Here is a 22,236-nt window from a genome sequence, read left to right as displayed (position 1 = left end):
CACACCATGCACGCACCCGAAGAGGGAAAGCTGCGGATTGCCTTCACGGAATTCATCGACCTGGCCGCGGAGAACGTGGGCGGTCAGGCGCTGCTGGCCAGCGATGAGTTCTTCGCGGGGAAGGAGAACCTGCTGAAGCCCGGCCGGGGCGTCTTCATCCCCGGCAAGTTCACCGAGAATGGCAAGTGGATGGACGGCTGGGAGTCGCGCCGCAAGCGCGTCCCGGGCCATGACTGGTGCATCCTCAAGCTCGGCCTGCCGGGCGTGGTGCGCGGCGTGGACATCGACACCAACCACTTCCTCGGCAACTTCCCCGAGTACGCCTCGGTGGATGCGCTGGAGGTGGAGGGCTCGCCCACGCCCGAGGCCCTGGCCGAGGCCACCTGGACGCCCATCCTCCCGCAGCTCAAGCTGCAGGGCGGCACGCGCAACCTGTTCCCCATCGCCAGCGACAAGCGCTGGACGCACCTGCGGCTCAACATCTTCCCGGATGGCGGCGTGGCCCGCTTCCGCGTCCATGGCGAGGTGCGGCCGGACTTCGAGCGCCTGTCCCACGCCGGCGGTGCGGTGGACCTGGCGGCGGCGGAGAATGGCGGCACGGTGGTGGCGTGCAATGACTCCTTCTTCGGCCCCAAGGACAACCTCATCCTCCCGGGGCGCGCCGCCAACATGGGCGAGGGCTGGGAGACGCGGCGCAAGCGCGTGCTGCCGGGCTTCGACTGGATTGTGGTGAAGCTCGCCGTCCCGGGCACCGTGCAGCGCGTGGAGGTGGATACGGCCTTCTTCAAGGGCAACTACCCGGACACGTGCTCCATCGAAGGCTGCTACCTGCGCGAGCCGGTGGTGGACTTCGCCAACGCGCATGACATCGCGTGGACGGAGCTGCTGCCGCGCACGAAGCTCCAAGCGCACCACCGCCACTTCTACGAGTCCGAGCTGGCGGCGAAGGGGCCCTTCACCCACGTGCGCCTGAAAATCTATCCCGACGGCGGCGTCAGCCGGCTGCGGGTCCACGGGTGGCCAGCATGAGCAGCGGACTGACTCGACTCAATTCGCTGTTGCCGTCGGAGGCGCGCGCGGAGCTGATGCGCTGCTGTGGCGCGTCCCGCTGGGCGGACGGCATGGTGCGCTCGCGGCCCTTCCGCGACGCGGAGCACCTGTTCTCGGAGTCGGCGTGGCTCTGGAAGCAGACGGGGCCGGACGACTGGCGCGAGGCCATGACGCATCATCCGCGCATCGGTGACGTGTCCCAGTTGCGCGCGAAGTTCGCGTCAACCGCCTCGTGGTCCTCACAGGAGCAGGGTGGGGTGCAGGGCGCGGACGAGGCGGTGCTGCAAGGGCTGGCGGAGGGCAATGCCGCCTACGAGCAACGCTTCGGTTTCATCTTCCTGGTGTGCGCCACGGGCAAGAGCGCGGCGGAGATGCTGGAGCTCTTGCGCGAGCGGCTGGACAACGCACCGGACGAGGAGCTGCGCATCGCGGCCGGTGAGCAGGCGAAAATCACCCGCATCCGACTGGAGAAGCTGCTGGCGCCATGAGCACCCTGTCCACTCACGTCCTCGACACGCACCGGGGCCGGCCGGCGTCCGGTGTTCCCATCACCCTGGAGCTGCAAGGCGACTCGGGCGAATGGAAGCAACTGGCTCGCGGCGTCACCAATGAGGACGGCCGCGTGCGCGACTTCCTGCCCCAGGGGGCGCGCGTGGAGCCGGGCGTCTACCGGATGGCCTTCGACACCGGGGCGTACTTCCGGGCGCTTGGCGTGCGCGGCTTCTACCCGTCGGTGACGGTGGTGTTCGAACTCACGGCGCCAGACGAGCACTACCACGTCCCGCTGCTGCTGAGCCCCTTCGGCTACTCCACGTACCGGGGGAGTTGAGCCACGGCGCGCTTTCCTTTGGCGGCACGTCAGGTGTGTCGCGTCGAGCGGCCCCGGCCTCGCCGCGAGGCGCATGGAGGCTTCTTCGGAGCGGCGCCGCCGGACGCCTCTTCGAGGAACTGTTGGAGGGCCGCCGCGTTGTTGTGCTCGGTGTCATGGGCGCTGTAGACGAGCGTCACCGTGCCGTGGCGCGCGGCCTCGAGCAGGGGCTGCCATGCCGCGGGATTCGCCGCGAGCTCGGCGGTGTATCTTCGGCAGAACTCGGACCAGCGGTCGGGGTCGTGTGCAAACCACTTCCGCAGCTCGGTGCTGGGGGCCGCGTCCTTCAGCCAGGCTTCGATGGGAAGCGCTGTCTTCCGTACGCCTCGCGGCCACAGCCGTTCCACCAGGAAGCGCCGCCCATCCGTGCGGCTTGCTGCTTCGTACGCCCGCTTGAGTCGAATCGTCACCGGCCCCCCCCGCGTGTCACCCGTTCGTTGGTGGCAACGCCCGGGCGCCATGCGACCGTCCCGCGCGCCAGCGTGGCCGGCGCCCGTCTTCTCACTCGCGACGCGCCGTGCCGGGTGCTTCGGGGTGGGCGGCCTCAGCTCTTCCACGCGGGCTGGATGGTGGGCGCGGCCGGGGTGACGGCCTCCGCGCGAGCCAGCAGCGCGTGAATCTGGGCGATGAGCACGGGCGGCTTCACCGGCTTGACCAGGTACGCGTCCGGGACGGGCTGGTCCGCGGGCCCTTCCGTGCGAGGCGCATAGCCGCTGACGAAGACGACGGGGATGTGCTTGAGCGTGGGCTCGGAGCGGAAGTGGCCACAGAGCGCGTAGCCGTCCATTCCGTCCATGTTCACATCGGAGATGAGCACATTAGGCGGGTGCGCCAGGGCCTGCTGAAGCCCCGACTCGCCGTCGGCCGCCGTGGTGCAGTCAAACTCGCCGGAGAGCAGGAGACGGAGCGTCTCCCGCATCGTCCACGAATTCTCGACGATGAGGACCTTCGGCTTCACGACACCCCGACTCTCAGGGAGGCAGCCGCCCGGCGGTGCCCGGTGCACACGCTCTCCCCCGGCGAAAGGCCCAGCATCACCCCACGCGCCAGCCGGGGCAAGAGGGGGTGCCCAGCACCCCTGGGGTCCGTGGGGTGCGTGGCGCGGCGCCTACTCCTCGGGAGGGGGGCTCACGAGGCCCTGACGTGAGACGGCGGAGTCCGGCTCCTCGTCGCCTCGGGCCTCCCTCTCCGGGACATCTTGGGACGTCCACTCCTCGCCGCGCTCCACGCGCGCCTCCCACGGTGTGTCGGCGTGGGGCGCCGCGTCGCCGTGCTCGTGGGCGAGGTGCCGGGAGGCGTCCGCCGCGCCACGGTCCTGCGCGTCCGCCACCTGCCCGCGGTTGCGCGGTTGGAAATTCTCCCCGGCGTGGAAGCCCGCCTGCTGGTCATCGCCAATGTCCCTGGGCCGCGCGTCCTGGGGCCCCTTGTCCTTCTTGCCAGCCATGGTGCCGTCTCCGTGGGTAGGGCGAGCGTGAGGGGTCCGCCCCGTTCGCCTCGAGTTTCAAGTTCGGAGCGGGCGGCCCCTGGGGCAACGACGCCAGGGCCCACTGACGGGAGGGCCGCCTAGCGAGGCGGAGGCGGCGCCTGCCGCGCCAGGGCCGGCCCCCTTCGCGACAGCTGCGCCACCACCTCCGCGAGCCCCGCGGTGGGCGCGGCGATGCGGCAGGCGGCCCCGCCGTGGACCAGCCCCACCACCCGCATGCGCGCGTCCACCAACGGCGCGCCGGAGTCTCCCGGCCGGCCCCGGATGGTGGTGAAGAGCGCGGCGGGCACCTCGGGAAGCGAAGGGCAGGTGCCCAGCCGCTCCAGCACGGCCTGCTGAGGCTCGTCGGGACGGTCATTGCGGCCCGCGAACACCAGCGGCTCGCCCGGAGCGGGCAGGGCCTGGGCGACGTCCAGCGGGCGCACCGGCGCCGGCGCGTCCAGGCGGAGGATGGCGATGTCCCGGCCCCGGTCCACGTGCACGGCGCTGCCGTCCATCCGGCGTCCGTCCAGGAAGGACAAGGGCACCCCCGTGTCCTCATTCCGGAGGCAGTGCGCGGCGGTGAGGACGTGCCGGCCGTCTTCCACCACCACGCCCGCACAGTGGCCCGGCTCCAGCGTCACCGTCGCCGCCGCCACGTCGTCGAGGTCCGGCGGTGTCTCCTCCTCCGACGTGTGGCATGCCGTCAGCAGCAACGCCCCCACGCCCGCCCCCAGCCACGCCCTCCAGCCCGCGTTGCTCATCCGTCACCCTCGTGGCCCGCTCATCCGGCCGGCGCCTTCCGAGGGAGGATGTGCACCCACGCGTCCAGGGCTTCGGGCAGGGCTGCTGGGCAGCCGTCCAGCCGGGGCCCGTGTTGTCAGGTGCTTGTCGCCTGGGATGGCACGCGCGGTGCGACACTCAACGCCGACACGGCACTGATGATGTGTGCCTGCCGCAAGGAAACGTGATATCCCATTAACTTCTGCATTTCGCTGACCCCGCCGGTTCCCCTTCGTGAGCGACGAGGAGAAGACAGCAGTCCTGGACGAGCGCAGCCGTCCTCCAAGTTCGTGGGGGGACCGCATCCGCACGCCCATCACCCTGCCGGGAGCGCGCGCCGGGGAGCGCCGCTCGTTGGCCGTGGGCATGGTGGTGACGGGGCGCTATCGGGTGGAAGGGCTGCTGGGCGAAGGCGGCATGGGCCGCATCTGGCTGGCCACGGACCTGCACGAGCACCGCCGGGTGGCGCTCAAGGAGATGCAGGTCCCCGCGGGCCTGACGGCGGGCAAGACGGAGGAGCTGGTGCTGATGTTCCGGCACGAGTTCTTCGCCATGAAGAAGCTCCAGCACCCCGGCACGCTCAAGGTCTTCGACTGGGGCATGACGGAGGCCGGCAACCGCTTCATCACCATGGAGGTGGTGGACGGGCAGGACCTGAGTTCGCTGGGGCGTGAGTCGCCGCTGGACACGCGCACGCTGTACCGCGTGCTCATCCAGATGTCCCAGGTCCTGGCCTTCCTGCACTCGCGGCTGTACGTGCACTGCGACATCAAGGCCAGCAACATCCGCATCACCAGCGCGGGCGCGGTGAAGCTGATGGACTTCGGCGTCATGCACCAACTGGGCACACCCAGCCCCGGCCGCCTCAAGGGCACGTTGGAGTACCTGGCGCCAGAGTGGCAGCGCGGCGCGAGCATCGACGGGCGCGCGGACCTCTATTCGCTGGGCGTCATGGCCTACTACCTGGTCACGCGTCGGCTGCCCTTCAAGCGCAACACCCCGGCGGCGCTCCTGGCGGACCACCTGACGCGGCCGCCGCCGAAGCCGTCCACGATTTGCCCGGTGGATCCGCAGCTGGAGGAGATCATCCTCCTGCTGTTGGCGAAGGATCCGCGCGAGCGCTTCCAGGACGCCAGCGAGCTGATGGAGGCGCTCTGCCACGCCAGCGGCGAGCCGATGCCGGAGGAGCCGCTGTCGGCGCGCGCCAGCTACCTGCACGTGCCGGAAGTGGTGGGCCGCGCCGCGGAGCTGGAAGCGCTGATGAACGGCCTGGCCGAGGCGGACTGGGGCCAATCCCGCGCGGTGCTCATCGGCGCGCCCGCGGGCGTGGGCAAGACGCGGCTGCTCCAGGAGTTCGAACTCCAGGCGAAGCTGGCGGAGCTGCCCTTCGGCCGGGGCCAGTGCCGCGCGGAGGGGCAGGCACCGCTGACGCCCATCGTCCAGGCGGTGCGGTGTCTGGTGCCGCTTACGCCCGCGGAGATGATGGAGCGCCTCGGGCCGAAGCTGCGGCAGCTGCTCCCGGGCCTGACGCCGGACGCGGGCGAAGTGCGCCCGGTGGCGGGCGAGGAGAAGCTGGCCTTCTTCGGCGCGCTGGCGGAGTGGGTGCAGGCGCTGGGCCGGCGGATGACGCTGGTGCTGTGCTTCGAGGACCTGCAGTGGGCCGACAGCGCCACGCTGGAGGTGCTCAACGTCCTCATCCGCGCGCTGTACGGCACGCGTGGCATGGTGGTGGGCACGTTCCGGAACGGCGAGCTGAGCCGCCTGAGTCTGGCCTTCCAGACGGTGGACGAGAAAATAACCACCCGCATGGACCTGGAGCCGCTGGCCGCCGAGCACGTGCGCACGCTGGTGGAGCTGGCGCTGCCGGGGCTGGCCGTGCCCGAGGCCTTCGTCACTCGGTTGCATGAGACCACGGGCGGCAACGCCTTCTTCGCCACCGAGTGCCTGCGCGCGCTGGTGGAGGAAGGCGCGCTGACGCGGGTGGGCGGCCGGTGGAACGCCGTCGAGGGACTGGACACACGGCCGCTGCCCGCCAGCATCCACGACGCGGTGCTCGCGCGTCTGGGCAGTGCTCCCGCGGAGCAGGTGTCGCTGCTGCGCCAGCTGGCGCCTGCGGGCCGCAGCCTGGAGCTGCCCATGCTCCGCGCGCTGGCGGAGCTGCCCGAGTCTGAGCTGTTCGCGGTGCTGGACGGCATCGTGGAGCGGCAGTTCCTCCAGGAGGTGGAGGGCCGCTACGTCTTCACGCACGACACCGTGCACCAGGCCGTCTACGACAGCACGCCCGAGGAGGCGCGGCGCGTGGCGCACGGCCGCGTGGCGCTGGCGCTCCAGACGCTGCACTCGTCGCGGCCGGAGCTGTCTCGCACGGTGGGGTGGCACTACCTGCGCTCGTCGGAGCCGGAGCTGGCCATTGGCCCGCTGCTGGACGCGGGCCGGGCCGCCATCGAGGCGCAGGCGCTGCTGGAGGCCACGCTGCTGCTGAAGGAAGCGGCGATGCTGCTGGAGGCCGCGCCGGACTTCCCGGGCCGTGACAGGTTGCTCTTGCGCATCTGGGTGACGATGGTGGAGGTGGGCTATTCGAGCGACCCGCCCACCTCGCTCGTCTTCGCGCGGAAGCTGAGCGACCACTGGGCCTCCACGGTGGACCTGGTGGACGGGCGGACGCAGGCGGTGGCCGCGCTGGAGGCCGCGTGCGCCGCGCCCGAAGCAGAGCGTCCCGCGCGCCTGAAGGCGCTGTTCCGCGAGCGCGAGGCGGATGCGTTCGCCAGCTCCTCGGACGTCTTCTGGAAGCAGGCCGAGCTGCGCATCCTCCAGGCCATGGCGCTGGCCAGCGTGGGGCGCACGGACGAGTTGACGGCGCTGCTGGAGCGCGTGCGGGCCGAGCAGCCAGAGGTGTCGCCCTATCGCGCCGCGACGCAGCTGGCGCCCGCTCAGTTGTGTGCCTACACGGGCCGCTTCGCCGGCGTGCTGGAGACGCAGTACGAGCAACTGAAGCGGCTTCGCGGGCTGTGCGAGGTGATGGGCCGTCTGCCCAAGCGCCTGGCGTGGGCGCTGGGCATGGGCGGCTTCACGATGAACATGAACCTGGCGCTGCGCGGGGAGCCGCTGGACGCGCAGGCGCTCCGCGACGGGTACGCCGTGGCGGAGGCCCAGGGGTTCACGGACGTGCGCGGCTTCCATCTGTTCTCGGTGGTGACGCGCGCGGCCTTCACGGGCGACGGCGCGGCGTTCGTCCCGGCCTTCACGGAGAAGACGGAGCTGGTGCGGCGGCTGGGCAACCCCCGGTTGATGGAGCGCAACCTGGCCCTCTTCACGCCGCCGTACTACCTGGAGCGCGGCGAGCACGAGCACGTGGCCGCGGTGGTGGCCCGCGCCGAGGCGCTGGCGCGGGTGCTGCCGGAGGACCGGTGGCTCCAGTGTCACCTGCGGGTGTACCAGGCCTGCCGCGACGTGCTCTTCGAGGATGCGGGTGCGGCGCGCCGGTCACTTCCCGCGGCCCTGGCCGCCGCGCGCGAGAGCGGCGTCCGCATGGAGACGCTGCTGCGCGTCTACCAGTCCCGCTTCGAACGGGAGCAGGGCAACCTGGTGGCGGCGCAGGACGCGGCGGAGGCGGCGCTGGCGCGGGCCACGGACCCGGTGCTGGCCAACCCGTGGGATGAAATCCTCTCCCGCCGGGCGCTGGCGGCGCTGCTGCCCGGTGAGGAGGGACTGGTGCACCTGCGCCGGGCGCTCGCGCTGGCGGAGCTGACGGGCAACGTGCTCCAGGTGGGGCTGGTGCGCCTGTCGCTCGCGGAGCGCGCGCGGGACGCGGAGTCGTCGGTGGTGGCGCTGGAGGCGGCCGAGGCGGCCTTCACGGATGCCCGGGCCTCCAGCCTGCTGGCCCTGGCCAGCTCCCTGCGGGGGGCGCTCCAGCGCCGGGCCGGGGAGCTGCGTCAGAGCGCCTGATGTGACGCTGGAAAGTCGACGGGACTGTGTCCTCACAGCCCGGACGTGGGGCGTTAGACTCGGGCCATGGCCCACACCCCACTGCGGTTCCTGCTGGATTTCATCTCGCCGTATGCCTACCTGGCCTGGACGCGCCTGCCGGCGCTCGCCGCGCGCCATGGCCGCACCGTGGAGCCGGTGCCCGTGCTGCTGGCGGGGGTGCTCAACGCGACGGGAAACATCGGTCCCGCGGAGGTCGTGCCCAAGCGGAGCTATATCTTCAAGCAGACCTTCCGCATCGCCCATGACTTCGGCGTGCCCTTCGCGCCGCCGCCGACGCATCCCTTCAATCCGCTGCTCGCGCTGCGCGTGACGGCCGCCGTGGATGACGTGGAGGCCCGGAGCCGGCTGGTGAGCGCCCTGTATGCCTCCGCCTGGGGCGGCGGGAAGGGGGCGGAGTCGCCCGAGGCCGTGGGCGCGGCGATTCAGGCCGCGGGGCTGGACGCCCAGGCGCTGCTCGCGGCGGCCCAGACGCAGGAGGTGAAGGACCGGGTCCGGCGGAACACCGAGGCGGCGGTGGCCGCCGGGGCCTTTGGCGTGCCCACCTACCTGGCGGACGACGAGCTGTTCTTCGGCGTGGACTCGCTGGGGCACCTGGAGCAGTTCCTGCGCGGCGAGGACCCGCTCACCCTGGCGGACGTCGAGCGCTGGAGCGCGCTGCCGGCCAGCGCGTCCCGGCGCTGAAGCCAGCGCACGCGGGCGCCGCTTTCCGCTAGGGTCCCGGAGCCATGGTCTCCGGTCGGCCCGCCTTGTTGACCTCCCTCATTCGGCTCCTCGCGCCCATGGCGTGGGGGGCGATGCACCTGGAGGTCCTCCCTTCATGAACGTCCTCGCCGAACTGGGCATCGTCGTCGCCGGCCTGGTGCTGGCGCTCGTGCTGCTGTCCATGAATCTGTGGCGCAGCATCCTCTTCCTCTTCCCGTCCAGCGTGCGGGTGGAGCCCGAGGCGCCCGCGGACCAGATGGATTTGCCCCTGGAGCTGTCGGGGCGCGCCAACCAGCTCCAGGCGCTGGGGTTCGTGCCGCTGGGCAGCCACGAGGAGAAGCCGCGCCTCCAGCGCGCCACGCGCTCCTACGATTGGGCCCACCCGGGTGAGCGCGTCTTCGCCACGCTCCATGCGGGGCAGGGCGGCGTGCCCCGGCTGTACCTTCTCACGCCCCTGGCTTCCGGGGGCTTCGTCATCACCGCGGACTACCGGCGCCCTGCGCTGGAGGTCCCCGGCGTCTACCTGACGGGTTCACTGGAGGACGCTCCGCCCGACCGCCTGCTGCGCGCGCACCTGCGCCGCCTGGACGGGTTGCAGCCCGCCGGGGATTTCACCTGGGAAGGCAGGGTGGCCGCCGGGCGTTCCTGGTACCAGGGGCTCGGCCGCAAGGAAATCCGGAGACAGAACCTTCAAGGTTTGTTGTGGACCGTCATCGCGCTTGCCATCGTCGCCAGCGCCTTTTTCGGGCCGCGCGCGCCCTAGGCCCGCCCGTCCCACACGTCACGACGTCACGGCGCGCGTGCACCGCGCGCCCCATGAGAGTAGGTAGACGACCACCATGAAGAGCGTGTCCAAGAACGAGGAAATCTACTTCCTGTCCGGCAAGCGCACCCCGTTCGGTACCTACGGGGGAAGCCTGAAGGACCTCAGCGCCACCGACCTCGCCGTGGAGTCGGCGAAGGCCGCGCTGGCCCAGGCGAAGGTGTCTCCGGAGGACGTCCAGCACGTCGTCTACGGCAACGTGGTGCAGACCAGCGCGGATGCCATCTACCTGCCGCGCCACGTGGGCCTGCGCACCGGCGTCCCCGTCCCCGTGCCCGCGCTGGGCGTCAACCGGCTGTGTGGCTCCGGCTTCCAGGCCTTCGTCACGGCGGCGGAGCTGATGCTCACCGAGCAGGCCTCCGTCGTGCTGGCCGGTGGCACCGAGTCCATGAGCCAGGCGCCCCACGTCATCCGCGGCGCCCGCTGGGGCCTGCCGCTGGGCAAGGGCAGCCTGGAGGACATGCTGTGGACGGCCCTCACCGACAGCTACACCGGCCAGGCCATGGCGCTCACCGCCGAGCAACTCGCGGTGGACTACTCGCTCACGCAGGAGCAGGTGGACGAGTACGCCGTCCTCACCCAGAAGCGCTTCGCCGCCGCGCAGGAGGCGGGCCGCTTCCAGGATGAAATCGCCCCCGTCACGCTGAAGACGAAGAAGGGCGAGACGGTGGTGTCCCGGGACGAGCACAACCGCCCGGAGACGACGGTGGAGAGCCTGCGCAAGCTGCCCAAGGTCTTCAAGAAGGACGGCGTGGTGCACGCGGGCGCGGCCAGCGGCATCTGCGACGGCGCCGGCTCCATGGTGATGGCCACCGGCAGCTTCGTGAAGAAGCACGGCCTGCAGCCCATTGGCCGGCTCGTCAACTGGGGCGTCTCCGGGTGCGATCCGAAAATCATGGGCATCGGCCCCGCGCCGGCCATCCGCCAGCTGCTGGAGCGCGCCCAGTGTCAGCTGTCGGACATCGACCTCTTCGAGGTCAACGAGGCCTTCGCGCCGCAGTACCTGGCGGTGGAGAAGGAGCTGGGGCTGCCCCGCGAGCGCACCAACGTCAACGGCGGCGCCATCGCCGTGGGGCACCCGCTGGGGGCTTCCGGCGCGCGCATCACCACCACGCTGGTGTACGAGCTGAAGCGTCGCGGCGCCCGCTATGGTATCGGGTCCGCCTGCATCGGTGGCGGCCAGGGCATCGCGGTGCTCGTCGAGGCGCTCTGATGGCACAGGACTTCCAACCAGGACGCGAGATGAGCAACGAGGTGGACGCGAAGACGGCGCGTGAGCGGGCCAAGGCCATCGCGGAGCAGCGCCGCGCCGAGCGTCGCAACCGCAAGCGCAAGTGCGTGGTGTGTGGCGTGGAGGAGAGCGACAAGACGCCCCTGACGGCACACCCCGAGGGCATTGGCCCGGCCTGCAAGGACGAGGTCACCTGCCTGTCGCGCAAGGCCGCCAGCGGCCGGTGAAGTCCCAGCCCCCGGGCCCGCGCGCTCCGTGCGAGGCCCGGGAGCCCACCTCCCGGGTGGGATGCCCAGGACGCGCAAGGGCCGGATTGTCGGGCCCGATTCTTGATGGCGGAATCGTCTCGGGGTAAACGTCCAGAATCTCTGGTTTATGACGAGGGTCGGAATGGGCGTTATCAGCTTCACGGGCGTCAAGGTGTTCTCCACCACGCTCGCGCGTGACCGCGAGAACATGGGTGAGAACATCACCAAGTGGCTCAAGGAGAACTCCAACCTCGAGGTGGTCGACAGGGTGGTGACGCAGTCCTCCGACAAGGAGTTCCACTGTTTGACCATCACGCTCTTCTACAAGCCGAAGGCTTGAACGGCCGCGAGGCAGTTGACGAGGCGTGGGTGTTCGAGGGCGCTCTCCCCGGTGTCGGGGATGGGCGCCCTTCGTCATTTGGGGTTGCGAAGCGAGCGGTGTTCCACCACCTTTGGACGGCTCTGAGCAACGAGAGGATGGTGTACTGAATGCGACCGATGAGGAGCTTCGGAGGCGGGGGCGGCGGCATGGGTCTGCCCGGCCTGGAGACCACGGCGTCCAAGTTGGCGGTGGCGCTGGTGGCTGGCTCCGTGATGTTTCACCTCACGAAGTCGCAGTCGGGTGGCTTGCTGCTGCTGTTCCCGGACCTGGTGTTCGGGAAGCTCTTCCTGTGGCAGCCGCTGACGTACGCCTTCATCGAGTCCAGCCCCATTGGCATCATCTTCGGCGCCATCATCACCTGGTCCATTGGCGGCTACCTGGAGTCCGTCTGGGGCGGCAGGCGCCTGTTGATGGTGGTGCTGGGCATCGCGGTGAGCGCGGGCCTCATCACCTCGCTGCTGGCCATGCTGGTGCCCGGCGCGACGGTGCAGGCGTACGCGGGCGGCAACGTCATGACGTCGGTGCTGTGGGTGTCCTACGGACTCACCATTGGCCGGGGGCAGACGAACTTCTGGGGCCTGCCGCTGTCGGGCAACGCCCTGGCGGGCATCGGCGCGGGCTTCGTCGTGCTGTCGGCCGTCACCAGTGGCTGGCAGACGCAGGTGCCGGACCTGCTGGGCCTCTGCATGGCGTTCGCCTACGTGCGTGGCGCCAACCCGCGCAAGCTGTGGCTGCACCTGCAGCACTGGCGGCTGCAGCGTCAGTTGAAGGGCCGCTCCAAGCACCTGCAGGTGGTGCGGCAGGACCGGCCGGACCGGGACCAGTACCTCAACTGACGCCGGGCCCTCCGCGACTCAGTGGGCCGCCTCCGGGTGGCCGTACTGCTTGAGCTTGCGGTAGAGCGTCGCCACGCCGATGTCGAGCTGCTCGGCGGTGCGCGCGCGGTTTCCGCCGTTCTGCGCCAGCACCGCCAGGATGTAGTGCTTCTCCATGTCCTCCAGCCGCTGCGGATTGCCGGTGGGCACCAGGCTGGGGGGCGCGGCGCGGACCTCCTCCGGCAGGTCCTCCCGCTCCACCCGAGTGCCCTCGCACAGCGCCACCGCGCGCTCCACGGCGTTTCCCAGCTCACGCACGTTGCCGGGCCACGCATAGCGCAGCAACTGGTCCGCCGCGTCCGGGGACAGGCCAGACACCCTGCGGCCCAGGCGCTCCGCGGCCTCGGCGAGCAGCAGCCGCGCCAGGGGGAGCACGTCGTCGCGGCGCTCACGCAGCGGCGGAATCTTCAGCTCGATGACGCGCAGCCGGTAGTAGAGGTCCTGGCGGAAGCGTCCCTGGCGGACCTCCTCCGCGAGGTCTCGGTTGGTGGCGGCCACCAGCCGCACGTCCACCTTGCGGCTGGCATTCTCGCCCACGCGGCGCACCTCGCGCTCCTGCAGCACGCGCAGCAGCTTGGCCTGCATGGACGGGGGCACCTCGCCCACTTCATCCAGGAAGAGGGTGCCGCCATGGGCCGCTTCGAAGAGGCCGGCCCTGTCGTGGGTGGCGCCGGTGAAGGCGCCGCGCGCGTGGCCGAACAGCTCGCTCTCCAGCAGGCTCTCCGTGACGGCGGCGCAGTTGACTGCGACGAAGGCCTTGTGCGCGCGGCCTGACTCGTCATGGATGAGACGGGCGATGCGCTCCTTGCCCACGCCGCTTTCACCCGTGACGAGCACCGTGGAGTCCACCTTCGCCGCCCTGCGCGCCAGGTTGATGACCCGCTGCATCTCCTCCGAGCGCGCCACCATGCCCGCGGGGTCCTCAGTCACGCCCGCGCGCGCCAGCGACTGCCGCTTTGCGCGCAGCTTGCGCTCCGCCTGCCGCAGCGCCTCCGTCACCTGCGCCAGCATGCCTTCCATGCACTGAGTCTCGTAGAGGCGCAGCACCTCCGTGCACTCGGTGCTCCACTCCTCGGCGGGCCGGCCCACGTAGTGGCATGCCGCGTCGCCCTTGCCCACGCAGCGCAGCTCCGTGCCGTAGATGGGCTTGCCGTTGACGTAGCTCATGTAGCCGGACGCGAAGCCGGTGAGGCTCCAGCACACCGGCTGATCGGACTGGCCCAGGTGCAGCAGGTGCTGCTCGGCTTCATAGGAGTCGCGCCACTGCGCCTCGGCGAAGGGCTCCGGGCCTTCGTCCGCGCGGCGCTGGACGGGCTCCACCCGGACCTGTCCCTGGAGGGTGTGCAGCCGCCCACCGGCACGGCGCCACAGGGATTCGTCCTTCCAGGGAACCGCGCCCTTCATCGCTTCGGCCGTGCGCCAGCCGTGCGCGTAGCCCAGGCGCGTGAAGGTGCCGCGCGCCGCCGTCATCCCCATCAGCTTGATGAGCTCCTTGCGAAGCAGCCCCAGCGCCACCGGGTCCATCAGCAGCACGCGCTGTCCCCCGAAGTGGATGAGCCCGCCCCCCGGCTCGAAGGACAGCAGCTCACTCAAGTCCAGCTCGAAACGGCCACCCACGCTGTACGACTCCTTCCAGAATGAGTTGAGTCTCTATCGTTTTGAGAGGCTGGTTGCACGGGAGGTTTATGGAGTGGAGTAAATTCAATAGGTTGGGGTTTTGGGTGTCGTGGTCTTCCGGTTGCATTAGAAGGCGGCCGTCATGGGCGACGAACTCGACAGACGCGTGGTGCTTCAAGGCGTGGCGGCGGCCGGGGTGGCGGGCGTGCTGGGGGCGGGTGGCCCTGGCGGCGGCCAGGCCGTGGCCCCCGCGGCGTTCATCTCTCACGGCTCACCGATGGTGGCCCTGGACGCGGATGCCTACCCGCAGGCACTGCGGCGCTTCGGCGGCGAGGCCCAGGCGCGGGCCCTGGTGGTGGTGTCCGCCCATTGGGAGACGCCCGGCGAGATTCGCGTCACCGCCAGCGCGCAGCCGTCACTCATCCATGACTTCTATGGCTTTCCCGAGCCGCTCTACCGCCTGCGCTACGGCGCGCCGGGTGCGCCGTCCCTGGCCGAGGACGTGGTCGCCCGGTTGAAGGCGGGCGGGTTGCCCACCGTGGCTGACGCGGAGCGCGGGTGGGACCACGGCGCGTGGGTGCCGCTGCTGCATGCCTTTCCGGAGGCGAAGCTCCCCGTCGTCCAGGTCTCCATGCCGCTGGGCGCGAGCCCCGCGGTCATCGCGCGGATGGGCGAGCTCCTCCGGCCGCTGCGCGCACAGGGCGTGCTGTTGATGGGCAGCGGCGGCATCGTCCACAACCTGCGCCGGCTGAATTTCCACGAGAAGGCGGCGTCCGTCGAGCCGTGGGCCGCGGCCTTTGATGCGTGGATTGCGCAGAAGCTGGAGGCGCGAGACTTCACCGGCCTTCAAGCATGGTTGGATGCACCGAACGCGCGGCTCGCGCATCCAAGGGCCGAACATTTGATGCCGCTCTATTTCGTCCTCGGAGCTGCCCTCCCCGAGGACCGTCTCACCCCCGTATTCGAGGGCTTCCATCACGGAACCTTGTCCATGCGCAGCTTCGCGCTGCGCGCCTGACTTCGCCGTATCCCCAAGGAGTACACTTCCTATGAAGACGTCCATGAAGAGCGCCGTTGCCCTGTTTTTCGCCCTCCCGTCCATCGCGCTGGCCTCCACCTGGAAGGTGGATGACTCGCACTCCAGCGCCGGCTTTTCCGTCCGTCACATGATGGTGTCGAACGTCACCGGCTCGTTCAACGTGAAGAGCGGCACGGTGAACCTGGATGACAAGGACGTCACCAAGTCCAAGGTCGAGGCCGTGCTGGACGCGTCCACCGTCAACACCGGCAACGCCAAGCGCGACGAGCACCTGCGGGCCCCTGACTTCTTCGACACGGCCAAGTTCCCGGAGATCACCTTCAAGTCCACCAAGGTCCAGAAGGCGGGCCAGGGCAAGCTGAAGGTCACCGGTGACCTGACCATGCACGGCGTCACCAAGCCGGTCGTCCTGGACGTCACGGGCCCGTCGAAGGAGTCCAAGGACCCCTGGGGCAACACCCGCACGGGCGTGACGGCGACCACCAAGCTGAACCGCAAGGACTTCGGCCTGGCCTACAACCAGGCGCTGGAGGCGGGCGGCGTCGCGGTGGGTGAGGAAGTCACCGTGAACCTGGAGCTGTCGCTGGTGAAGCAGGCCGACGCCGGCGCCCCGGCCGCGACGGACAAGAAGTAAGCCTTCGCTGCTTCTGAAATGACGGAGGGGCCTCCCACGGTGGTGGGGGCCCCTCTTTCATTTGCGGGGCACGGTGGCCCCGCCCGTCCTTCGGGGACGCGCCCGCTCAGCCCTCGGCCACCGCCTGCACGCTGGAGCGGTAGATGAAGATGCGCGCGGTGTTGGTGCGCTGGTCGGCGGGGATGACGAAGAAGCCCGGCGTGCTGCCCTGGAAGTCCTGGGAGAAGCCCGCGACCTGACGTCCGTCGTTGAAGGTGACCCGAATCTTCTGACCCTCCACCTGCGGCTGACGCGCGCCGGCGGCGAGCATGAAGAAGATGGCCTTCACGCGCTTGCCCGGAATCTGCTCGGCGGCGAAGCCGCTCTGCTGCTCCAGGGAGATGACCTCGTCGAGCAGGTCCGCGTCGCGGATGGTGCCGCGCTTCACCTGGCCTTCGACGGTGTGGATGATGACGCGGTGCTCGCCTTCCACGAAGGAGGTGAGGGCCGTGCCTCCGACGATGGCGGTGTCGTCGAAGAGCGGCTCACGCTCCACGGCGATGCTGTTGGCGGGCGCGGCCGGCATGACGACGGCGGTGTGCTGCGGCTGCGCGGCGGTGGCCAGTGAGGCAGCTTGAGCGAAGTGCGCGGGCGCCGGCGCGGTGACGGGGAAGGCGGCGATGGGCGCGGGCGGCGGCACCACGGCTTCTTCCTCGACGTCGATTTCGGAGACCTCCTGCTCGAGCTCCATCGAGACTTCTTCTTCCTCGATGGGCGTGGCCTCGGTGAAGTCCTGTGCCTCCGCGCCGAAGGGGCTGTCCGTGCTGGCGGCGGCCCACTGCGACGTCACGGGCGCGCTGTCCTGGATGGGCTCGGCTTCCCACTCGGACGCCTCTTCGATGGGCTCGGCCTCCTCCATGACGGGCTCCACGTCCACGGAGGCGTCATTCCACTCCGTGGAGGCAGGCGTGGCCGTGTCCGCGAGGGAGACCTCTTCAGCGGGCGCTTCGTTCCAGTTCGCCGTCTGCTCCGAGGACCACTCGGTGGTGGCGGAGGCGTCCCAGGTCGCGCTGGTGTCGTGGCTGGTCGCGGACCATTCCGCGCTCGCCGCAGGTGTCGTGTCCGGCGTGGGGGAGGCCCACGCGTTGGCAGGCACGTCACCTGAGGGCGCGTTCCATTCGGAGGCCGCGGGGGCGTTGTCCGCGGGCGTGTCCCACTGCGAGGCAGCAGGCGCGCTCGTTGAGGCCCATTCGGCGGCCGGAGCGGCTTCCTCGATGGGGTCGGCCCATTCGGCCTGGACTTCCTCGGTGGCGGGCGTGGACCACTCGGCGTGGGGGGCTTCCGTGGGGGTTGCCCACTCCTGCTGAGCGCCCTCCGCCGGAGCGGCGGCCCACTCGCCCTGGACTTCTTCTGCCTCGGGGGCGGCCCACTCTGCCTGCGCGCCTTCCGTGGGGGCGGCCCAGGCGGGCTGGGCGGCTTCGGGCGCAGGCGAGGCCCACTCCGGCTGGGCAGCGGTTTCGGTGGTGGGCGTGGCCCACTCGGCCTGGATTTCCTCGGTGGCGGGCGAAGCCCATTCCGACGCCGTTGCAGCGGCATCGGTCGCAGGCGCCGCCCACTCAGCCTGGACTTCCTCCGTCGCGGGCGAAGCCCACTCCGATGCTGGTGCAGCGCCTTCGGCGGGCGTCGCCCACTCAGCCTGGACTTCCTCGGTCGCAGGAGAAGCCCACTCCGACGACGGCGCAGCGCCTTCCGCGGGCGTTACCCACTCGGCCTGAGCTTCCTCGGCAGCGGGATTCGCCCACTCGCCTTGCGCCTCTTCCGTCGCAGGCGAAGCCCATTCCGACGGAGCGGCGGCATCGGCTGCGGGAGTGGCCCACTCGCCTTGCGCCTCTTCCATCGCAGGCGAAGCCCATTCGGATGGGGCGGCGGCATCGGCAGCGGGAGAGGCCCACTCGCCCTGAACCTCTTCAGCCGCAGGCGCAGCCCACTCCGGCTGCGCGGCTTCCACGGGCGCTGCGGCCCAGCTGGCCTGCGCGGCATCGGCAGCGGGAGTGGCCCACTCGGACTGGGCTCCCTCGGTCTCAGGCGAAGCCCACTCCGACGATGTGGCGGCTTCGGCTGCGGGCGTCGCCCACTCGGCCTGGACTTCCTCGGTCGCAGGCGAAGCCCATTCGGGCTGAGGACCTTCGCCGGGCACGGCTTCGGTCGCAGGCGTGGCCCACTCGGGCTGTGCGGCGGCTTCGGTCGCAGGCGCAGTCCATTCGGTCTGGACTTCCTCGACGGGCGTGGCCCACTCGGGCTGCGCGGCCTCGGCGGTCGCCCACCCGTTTTCCGAAGCGGCAGTCCATTCCGACTGAGCGGTGTCGGCTCCCGGCGTCGTCCAACCTGCCTGGGCATCCGTGGTGGCGTCAGCGGTTTCTGGCGCAGCCCATCCGGCCTGGGCCTCCGTCGCCGCAGGTTCAGCCGTCAGGGCGGCGCCATCCTGCTGGGCGGGGTCGGCCCACTCGGCTTGCACTTCCACCGGCGCCGCGTCGGGCGTAGGGGCCGACCAATCGGTCTGAACCTCAGTGGGCGCGGCCTCAGAAGACTCGGCCCACTCGGCCTGGACTTCCACGGGCGCTGCTTCAGTCGACGCCGTGTTCCAGCCTTCGCTCGGGGACGCTTCAGCCGTGGCCCAGTGGGCCTGGCCGTCCTCGGCGGTCGGCTCAGCCCACTCCGCTTGGGGTTCGACGGGCGCGGCCTCGGAGGAGGGGGAAGCCCAGTCGGCCTGGGCCGCCTCGAGCGTGGCGTCTGGCGTGTTCGCAGCCCATTCCGTCTGCTCGCTGCCGGGGGCGGCGTGCGCGGCGGTCTCGGTCCACTGCGCCTGCGCTTCGGTGGGCGTCTGCTCCGCGGTGGTGGCCCACTCGGGTTGAGCTTCAGTGGCTGCCGCGTCTTCGGCCGCAACCCATTCGGGCTGGAGCTCGGTGGTGGAGTCGGTCCACTCGGCCTGGCCAGCCTCGGAGGCGATGCCTGCATCGGAAGCCGCCCACGCCGCGTGGCTCGTGGCAGGCACCGTTTGCTCGGAGGTCGTCCACGCGGAAGCGGTGACAGGCTCTGTCCACTCCGCCTGGAGTTCGACGGTTTCCGAAACAGGATCCTCCCAGCCTGCATACGCATCGTTGGAAGCGGCCTGCTCACCGGAAGTGGCCCATTCCGTCTGAGCCGCTTCCGCAGCGGGCTGCTCGGAAGTGGAAGCCCATTCAGGCTGCAGCTCGATGGCGCCCGCGTCACCCTCCGCCATCGCCACACTGCGCTCATCGGTCGGCGTGAAGTGGCCGTGGGCCAGGAACTCGTTCGCTGCCACGAGAGGCACGGCCTCTTCGGGGTTCCCGCTCAGGTCGAACATCTCCTCGGCGGAAGGCGTGCGCGCGGAGTGCCGTGCGGACGAATGCGGCGGATCTCCCACCACCTCGATCGTTTCCGCGTGGAGGTCCGGACCCGCCTGGACCGGCCGGATCTTGAGCGATGGGACATCCGACGACGCGAAGGGCGCAGCCCCCTGCGGAAAGTCCACTTCCGAAGCGGTGGCCTCCGTACCGACTTCGATAACCTCGAGCGTGGGCTGCTCGCTCCCGGCGTCAGCGGCCTGGAACGATGCCTCGTCCCCGGCGTGTCCGGGCGCGGACTCGACATCGATGACATCGAGCGAGGGCTCGTCGGACGACACCTCGGCCGCGTTGAGCTCCAGCGTCGGGACGCTTCCCTGCTGCGCGGGAGACTCTTCGCTCACCTCCGAGGCATCGAGGGTGATTTCAGCCGACTGCGGCTCGGCGACGTCGGAGGCCTCCAGGGAAATCTCCGCGGCCGGCTCAATCGGAGCGGACTCGGCGACGTCCGTGGCGTCGAGCGTGATTTCGGAAGGCGACTGGGCGGAAGGCGATTCGGCGACATCGGACGCATCGAGAGCGATTTCGGGCTCGCTCATCTCGGTCGCGTCGAGGACGAGCTCGTTCTCAGCAGAGGTCTCACTCGAGTGGTCGTAGGTGCTGTGAGCCGTCTCGGGTGCAGTCTCGAAGGCAGCCAATTCGCTGACGTCGGAGGCCGCATGCGCCGTAGTGGCAAACTCCTCGACCGCGTCCGTGCTGCCCCATTCGCTGGATGCGAGCGCCGTGTCGGAGGTGGCTTCAGCAGCGGTCGTCGCCGAGTCCAACTCCATCGTGGCCGCGTCACTGACATCGGCGGTGTCGAGCGCTACTTCCGGATACGCCTCGGCAGTGGCCGACTCGCTCGCTTCGGACGTCGCGAAAGCGTGCTCGCTCACTGCCGTGTCGCTGACCTCTGCGGCGTCGAGCACCGCTTCGGTGTACGGTTCGCCAGCGGCGGTTGCATCGCCTTCGCTGAAGGCAGTCTCGGCGAAGGGCTCGAACGAGGCTGCTGCGCTGCCGTAGGGGGAGGCCTCGGCGACAACTTCGCTGCTGGAATCCGCGGCCGCCAGCTCCGGCTCGGGAACAGACGTTTCGATGACATCCGACGCCGCGAGCGCGAACTCGGGAGCGGCTGCGGTCGAATCACTTGCCTCGAAGGCAGTCAGCGTCGCCTCGGGATAAGCCTCCGCCGTCGCGGCCTCGCTGACGTCGGCCGTCGCGAAGTCCGTCGCGGGGTAGGCCTCCGCCGTCGCGAAGTCCGTCGCAGGGTAAGCCTCTGCCGTCGCGAAGTCGGCAGCGGGGTAGGCTTCCGCCGTCGAGGCATCGCTGGCGTCAGACGCCGTGAGGGCCGTCTCGGGATAGGTCTCCGCCACGGCGACATCGGAAGTGTCGAGCGCGATTTCGGCAGACGCGTCGAACGCCATCTCCGAGGCGTGCTCAACCGCCGCATCGCTCACGTCGGCTGCATCGAGCGCAATCTCGGTGGGCTCGGCTTCGGCCGAAGCCACATCCGCGGTGTCGAGTGCAAATTCGGCGGGCTGTGCCTCGTACGTATCGCCCGCGCTGGCCGCGATGAAATCCGTCGCGCCGTGGTCGGCCGTCGCAATGGCATCAGCCGTCACGTCGGTCGTCGCACCCGCGTCCCACGCATCCGTCGTATCCGCAGCCGACGCTTCGACCATGTCGGAGGCATCAAGCGCGATTTCGGAATCCGCAACCTGCGAGGCCGCCTCCGGCTCCGCCATGGCGGCAACGTCGATGATGTCGCCCGCATCGGCGACGTCCACGTGCTCAGGCTCGACGGCGAGCGGCGCGGAGGCCCACGCATCATCGATGGGGGTGGGAGACTGCTCGTGGGCCAGGACAGGCTCGCTGTCGGCGGTGCCGTCCAGCAACTCGACCTCGGAGGAAGGGACCTCCACTTCCGTCGAGGCCAGGGCGTCGCCCGTGGGCGCCACCGGCGCATCCGGTGCCGACTCGACCTCCATCGACAGGTCGGCGAACGACGCCTCCAGGGAAGGCTCGGGCTCGGCGCTGGCGGCCACCGCCGGGGTGTCCGACCCCACTTCGGAGAAGTCATCCTCCGCAACGCTCAGGGCTTCCGGCTGCGCCTCCTCGGACACGGGCTGCGCATCCTGCTGGAGGTCCGCGGTGACGTCCGCGAACGACGCAGACGGGTCATCCGCCGCGGCCGGTTCCTCGTCGGCGGGCATCGCCTCGATGTCGGGTTCCTGCTCAGCGCTCAGTGCATTCTGCGCCTGTCCACCGGCGCCCGGCGTCATCCACGGCGCGGGCTCGCTCAGCGCGGGAATGTCGATGTCGTCCGAAAGGCTGAGGTTGTCCGGCTCGACAGCCGGCTGGGGTTCGGGAGCGGTGGGGTAGGGCTGCTGCTGCACGGACTCCGCGGCATAGGCCTGCGGATCCGCCTGCCACGCTTCGGCAGTGCCCTGGGCGTAGCCCGCATTCGGATCATACGCCTGCTGCGCATACGCCTGCGCATTCGGGTCGTAACCCTGCTGCGCATATGCCTGAGCGTTCGGGTCGTAGCCTTGCTGTGCGTAGGCCTGAGCGTTCGGGTCGTAACCCTGCTGCGCGTACGCCTGCGCATTCGGGTCATACGCCTGAGCGTTCGGGTCGTAGCCCTGCTGCGCGTATGCCTGCGCGTTCGGATCGTACCCTTGGTTCGGGTCGTAGCCGACGGGGTAGGGGTACCACTGGCCGTCGTCGGCGTAGTAGCCCTGGGGCTGCTGCTCGTAGCCGGTGGGGTAGGGGTACCACTGGCCGTCGTCGGCGTAGTAGCCCTGGGGCTGCTGCTCGTAGCCGGCGGGGTAGGGGTACCACTGGCCGTCAGCGGCGTAGTAGCCCTGGGGCGCGGCCTGCTGCTGCCAGGCGGCGGCGTCCGCGGCTGGCGCGTCATCCACGCCCAGTTGTGCGCGCAGCTCGTTCCAGCGAGCCTCCTCCACCGGAGACAGGCTTCCCAGCTTCCGCTTCTCGTCGAGAAAGCGGAATTCTCTCATCGCTGCGCGCGTGTCCGACATCCGTCACCTTGCTGCGGACAGCGTACAGCCGAGCCTCTGTCGCAGCGTAAATAGAGGGGCTGCGAGTCTAGGGGACTCCCGGGAACGGGTAAACCAATTGGCCCGGGCCCGGCT

The 22,236-nt window shown here is 70.2% G+C and carries 18 protein-coding genes; 12 read left to right on the top strand and 6 right to left on the bottom strand.

The genetic code is table 11. The annotated features are described in order from the left end of the window. The first annotated feature begins 6 nt into the window (after positions 1-6). From alc to uraH, 3 genes are read left to right on the top strand one after another with little or no spacing between them, the layout of a single operon-like run. Complete coding sequence (gene alc, locus BHS09_RS30230; RefSeq protein ID WP_140799749.1) at positions 7-1,029, top strand: allantoicase; 1,023 nt, start codon at positions 7-9, stop codon at positions 1,027-1,029. Beyond that, the gene (gene uraD, locus BHS09_RS30225) at positions 1,026-1,538 is read left to right on the top strand and encodes a 2-oxo-4-hydroxy-4-carboxy-5-ureidoimidazoline decarboxylase (RefSeq protein WP_140799748.1); all 513 of its coding nucleotides are present in this window, start codon (positions 1,026-1,028) and stop codon (positions 1,536-1,538) included. The genes alc and uraD overlap by 4 nt, the downstream gene beginning before the upstream one ends. Next, positions 1,535-1,879, top strand: a complete 345-nt coding sequence (uraH, locus tag BHS09_RS30220) for a hydroxyisourate hydrolase (protein ID WP_140794884.1) — start codon at positions 1,535-1,537, stop codon at positions 1,877-1,879. Before uraD ends, uraH begins: the two co-directional genes overlap by 4 nt. Before the next feature lie 29 nt (positions 1,880-1,908). Here uraH and BHS09_RS30215 read toward each other — a convergent pair whose 3' ends face one another. The 4 genes from BHS09_RS30215 to BHS09_RS30200 form a co-directional block, all read right to left on the bottom strand. After that, entirely contained in the window at positions 1,909-2,328 is a 420-nt protein-coding gene (locus tag BHS09_RS30215) for a DUF488 domain-containing protein (protein WP_140799747.1), read from the bottom strand. Between the two features lie 134 nt (positions 2,329-2,462). Next, a complete protein-coding gene (locus tag BHS09_RS30210; protein ID WP_174258935.1) occupies positions 2,463-2,876 on the bottom strand; it encodes a response regulator in 414 nt (137 codons plus the stop codon). Positions 2,877-3,026: 150 nt separating this feature from the next. Then, positions 3,027-3,362 (bottom strand): hypothetical protein, encoded by a 336-nt coding sequence (locus BHS09_RS30205; protein WP_228565456.1) that lies wholly within the window; start codon positions 3,360-3,362, stop codon positions 3,027-3,029. 119 nt (positions 3,363-3,481) lie between these two features. After that, a complete protein-coding gene (locus tag BHS09_RS30200; protein ID WP_140799746.1) occupies positions 3,482-4,144 on the bottom strand; it encodes a S1 family peptidase in 663 nt (220 codons plus the stop codon). A 379-nt stretch (positions 4,145-4,523) separates the two neighbouring features. On the opposite strand from BHS09_RS30200, the gene BHS09_RS30195 reads away from it, so the two are divergent. The 7 genes from BHS09_RS30195 (at position 4,524) to BHS09_RS30165 (ending at position 12,372) form a co-directional block, all read left to right on the top strand. Continuing rightward, positions 4,524-8,108 (top strand): protein kinase domain-containing protein, encoded by a 3,585-nt coding sequence (locus BHS09_RS30195; RefSeq protein ID WP_140800793.1) that lies wholly within the window; start codon positions 4,524-4,526, stop codon positions 8,106-8,108. Positions 8,109-8,174: 66 nt separating this feature from the next. Further along, positions 8,175-8,831, top strand: coding sequence for a 2-hydroxychromene-2-carboxylate isomerase (locus tag BHS09_RS30190; protein WP_140799745.1), 657 nt, complete (start codon positions 8,175-8,177; stop codon positions 8,829-8,831). Positions 8,832-8,967: 136 nt separating this feature from the next. Then, positions 8,968-9,615 carry a hypothetical protein gene (locus BHS09_RS30185; RefSeq protein ID WP_140794879.1) on the top strand — a complete coding sequence of 216 codons (648 nt, stop codon included), beginning with the start codon at positions 8,968-8,970 and terminating at the stop codon, positions 9,613-9,615. A gap of 76 nt (positions 9,616-9,691) precedes the next feature. After that, the gene (locus tag BHS09_RS30180; protein WP_140794878.1) at positions 9,692-10,888 is read left to right on the top strand and encodes an acetyl-CoA C-acetyltransferase; all 1,197 of its coding nucleotides are present in this window, start codon (positions 9,692-9,694) and stop codon (positions 10,886-10,888) included. A gap of 29 nt (positions 10,889-10,917) precedes the next feature. Then, positions 10,918-11,133, top strand: a complete 216-nt coding sequence (locus BHS09_RS30175; RefSeq protein ID WP_013938427.1) for a hypothetical protein — start codon at positions 10,918-10,920, stop codon at positions 11,131-11,133. Positions 11,134-11,296: 163 nt separating this feature from the next. Continuing rightward, positions 11,297-11,494 carry a hypothetical protein gene (locus BHS09_RS30170; protein ID WP_013938428.1) on the top strand — a complete coding sequence of 66 codons (198 nt, stop codon included), beginning with the start codon at positions 11,297-11,299 and terminating at the stop codon, positions 11,492-11,494. Positions 11,495-11,643: 149 nt separating this feature from the next. After that, entirely contained in the window at positions 11,644-12,372 is a 729-nt protein-coding gene (locus BHS09_RS30165) for a DUF1751 domain-containing protein (RefSeq protein ID WP_140794877.1), read from the top strand. A gap of 18 nt (positions 12,373-12,390) precedes the next feature. Here the strand turns inward: BHS09_RS30165 and BHS09_RS30160 are convergent, their stop codons facing one another. Continuing rightward, complete coding sequence (locus tag BHS09_RS30160; RefSeq protein ID WP_140794876.1) at positions 12,391-14,028, bottom strand: sigma-54-dependent Fis family transcriptional regulator; 1,638 nt, start codon at positions 14,026-14,028, stop codon at positions 12,391-12,393. Between the two features lie 142 nt (positions 14,029-14,170). Here BHS09_RS30160 and BHS09_RS30155 point away from each other — a divergent pair, with 142 nt between their 5' ends. After that, entirely contained in the window at positions 14,171-15,046 is an 876-nt protein-coding gene (locus BHS09_RS30155) for a dioxygenase family protein (protein ID WP_140799744.1), read from the top strand. 31 nt (positions 15,047-15,077) lie between these two features. Beyond that, the gene (locus BHS09_RS30150; protein ID WP_140794874.1) at positions 15,078-15,701 is read left to right on the top strand and encodes a YceI family protein; all 624 of its coding nucleotides are present in this window, start codon (positions 15,078-15,080) and stop codon (positions 15,699-15,701) included. A 106-nt stretch (positions 15,702-15,807) separates the two neighbouring features. On the opposite strand, the gene BHS09_RS30145 is transcribed toward BHS09_RS30150, so the two are convergent. After that, positions 15,808-22,101: a DUF6982 domain-containing protein gene (locus BHS09_RS30145; RefSeq protein WP_237079909.1), complete on the bottom strand. Its 6,294-nt coding sequence runs from the start codon at positions 22,099-22,101 to the stop codon at positions 15,808-15,810. Between the last annotated feature and the right edge of the window lie 135 nt (positions 22,102-22,236).

This window comes from Myxococcus xanthus, from assembly GCF_006402735.1.
In the GTDB taxonomy this organism is placed as follows: Bacteria; Myxococcota; Myxococcia; order Myxococcales; family Myxococcaceae; genus Myxococcus; species Myxococcus xanthus_A.
The sequence above is the reverse complement of the archived record's forward strand: the minus strand, read 5'-3'. Positions and strand labels throughout refer to the sequence as shown.

Excerpts from the sequence above, each read along its gene's own strand:
- BHS09_RS30180 (WP_140794878.1), top strand. The coding sequence starts at position 9,692 with ATGAAGAGCGTGTCCAAGAACGAGGAAATCTACTTCCTGTCCGGCAAG.
- BHS09_RS30165 (WP_140794877.1), top strand. The coding sequence starts at position 11,644 with ATGCGACCGATGAGGAGCTTCGGAGGCGGGGGCGGCGGCATGGGTCTG.
- BHS09_RS30205 (WP_228565456.1), bottom strand. The coding sequence starts at position 3,362 with ATGGCTGGCAAGAAGGACAAGGGGCCCCAGGACGCGCGGCCCAGGGAC.
- BHS09_RS30145 (WP_237079909.1), bottom strand. The coding sequence starts at position 22,101 with ATGAGAGAATTCCGCTTTCTCGACGAGAAGCGGAAGCTGGGAAGCCTG.
- uraD (WP_140799748.1), top strand. The coding sequence starts at position 1,026 with ATGAGCAGCGGACTGACTCGACTCAATTCGCTGTTGCCGTCGGAGGCG.
- uraH (WP_140794884.1), top strand. The coding sequence starts at position 1,535 with ATGAGCACCCTGTCCACTCACGTCCTCGACACGCACCGGGGCCGGCCG.
- BHS09_RS30175 (WP_013938427.1), top strand. The coding sequence starts at position 10,918 with ATGAGCAACGAGGTGGACGCGAAGACGGCGCGTGAGCGGGCCAAGGCC.
- BHS09_RS30185 (WP_140794879.1), top strand. The coding sequence starts at position 8,968 with ATGAACGTCCTCGCCGAACTGGGCATCGTCGTCGCCGGCCTGGTGCTG.
- BHS09_RS30200 (WP_140799746.1), bottom strand. The coding sequence starts at position 4,144 with ATGAGCAACGCGGGCTGGAGGGCGTGGCTGGGGGCGGGCGTGGGGGCG.
- BHS09_RS30190 (WP_140799745.1), top strand. The coding sequence starts at position 8,175 with ATGGCCCACACCCCACTGCGGTTCCTGCTGGATTTCATCTCGCCGTAT.
- alc (WP_140799749.1), top strand. The coding sequence starts at position 7 with ATGCACGCACCCGAAGAGGGAAAGCTGCGGATTGCCTTCACGGAATTC.
- BHS09_RS30150 (WP_140794874.1), top strand. The coding sequence starts at position 15,078 with ATGAAGACGTCCATGAAGAGCGCCGTTGCCCTGTTTTTCGCCCTCCCG.
- BHS09_RS30155 (WP_140799744.1), top strand. The coding sequence starts at position 14,171 with ATGGGCGACGAACTCGACAGACGCGTGGTGCTTCAAGGCGTGGCGGCG.
- BHS09_RS30170 (WP_013938428.1), top strand. The coding sequence starts at position 11,297 with ATGGGCGTTATCAGCTTCACGGGCGTCAAGGTGTTCTCCACCACGCTC.